Source organism: Chryseobacterium sp. 2TAF14 (assembly GCF_052115105.1).
In the GTDB taxonomy this organism is placed as follows: Bacteria; Bacteroidota; Bacteroidia; order Flavobacteriales; family Weeksellaceae; genus Chryseobacterium.
In genome coordinates this window covers 1-1,938 of sequence record NZ_JBFRGA010000303.1, presented here as the reverse complement: position 1 = coordinate 1,938, position 1,938 = coordinate 1, and the positions used below count along the sequence as shown (strand labels likewise).

General features: G+C 36.1%; 1 protein-coding gene. It reads left to right on the top strand.

Translation table 11 applies throughout. The features are described 5' to 3' along the window. Positions 1-306: 306 nt before the first annotated feature. A partial coding sequence (locus AB4Y90_RS17745) for a TonB-dependent receptor plug domain-containing protein (protein WP_441558890.1) occupies positions 307-1,938 on the top strand: 1,632 nt, incomplete at its 3' end.

Here is a 1,938-nt window from a genome sequence, read left to right as displayed (position 1 = left end):
GCGCAACAAGTGCCTGAAAAGCTCCTATTATAACGATATATTGCATTCTTCCTTTAGGTTTGTACAAAGTAAATGCAAAATCATCATTTTACTATTGAGAATACTGTTATATATCTATTAAACATTATAAAAACGATTTAATATTGAGTTCATAAATAAATAACAAATAGTTTAATCCATACAATATTCTAAAAATCAGATACTTAAAAGTAGTAATCCAACGAGTGACACGTTTTGATTTGTGATTTTTTTCTCAGGACGATAGAAGTCACTAAACCTTCCAATTTTGCAGAAAATAATAAATCAATGAAAAATTCTACTGGTTTTCTAAAACAGAGGTCAAGAATCATTCAGGTATCTGCATTTTTTCTGTTGACTTCTTTCGGAACCATTTATGCGCAGACAATTAAAGGAACTATTGTTGGGAAAACAAACGGAGCACTTCCAGGTGCAAATATTTCTATTGTTGATGAAAATCTAAAAGTATCATCATTATTAGATGGAGATTTCAGTTTACTTTCTCCAAAACTGGGTGAAGTCAACCTTAAAATAGAATACATCGGATACGAAACCAAATATTTTCCGATAACCGTAAAAGAAGGAACCAATGATATCGGCTACATCACCATTGAACCTGAAAATCTTGCAACTAAAGATAAATTAAATGACATTCAAGCAGTTACCATCACAAGACCCAATGCATTAACACAAGCAAAAGCTTATGAAATAAAAAAGAACAATAACGCCATCATGGAAGTCATTGCAGCTGATGCAATCGGGAAACTTCCGGACAGAAATGCTGCTGAAGCTGTACAGAGAGTACAAGGTGTAGCTGTTGCAAGGTATCATGGCGAAGCAGATCAGGCAACGGTAAGAGGAACTCCTTTTGCATGGACTTCGGCTTTATTTAATGGAAACCGTCTTCCAAGTGCCAATGTTTTAGGAAACAGGTCTTTTGTTTTAGACGTTGTTCCTTCAGAATTGATCCAGTTTGTACAGGTTTCTAAGGCAGTAACTCCTGACATGGACGGCGATGCGATCGGTGGAAGCATTAATTTTATTACAAGAACAGCTCCGGCAAAGAAAACGTTAAGCGTAAGCGGAGCGGGAGGTTACAATACTTTTTCTCAGGACGGAACCTATAATGCATCTGTTGTTTATGGTGATCGTTTCTTTAAAAATAAATTGGGTGTGCTATTATCGGGAGCAATCTGGGACAGACAATGGGGTGCAGATTCTTTTGATGTGACTTATAATACCAACGCAGCGAGTGATGTTGAAAGAAAGTCTATCAATACGGTGATGATGAAAAGATACATGGGAACCAGAAGAACGATTGGTCTGAATGGTGGATTGGAATATAAATTTAACGCCAACAACAAGGTATATTTCCGTGGAATGTTTAATAAATTTGATGATATCCGTCCGGTTTATGAAACGTATGTAGATTATACAAATACCCGTTACCAATACAATTTCAGATATTCACATTATCAGACAGAGCTTTACGGAATGGAACTGGGTGGAGAGCACAGTCTTACTTCAAAATTAAGTTTAGACTGGATGTTGAGTGATTATTCTGCGAAATATTTCCTCGATACACCGCCTACAAATGATACAAAAGGACTTCCTATCGCAACTTTCAGACAAAAAATAAACGGAGGTTTCAACAACCTTACCAATGGAAAACGCTACTGGGGATTTGATTCTCCATCAGGAACAGGTGGTGACTATTTAGATTACAGCTCAGATATCACAAATCCGAATGATGTGATGAGTTCCAACAAATTACTTCTTTCTCAATTGGTAATTTCAAAACTGGATAATAGCGAAAGAGATAAAATCGGAAGAATAAATTTAAAGTATGACATCAATTCAAATATAACTGTAAAAGCAGGGGCAAAATACCGTGAGAAAGATCGTACAAGCACATTCGGT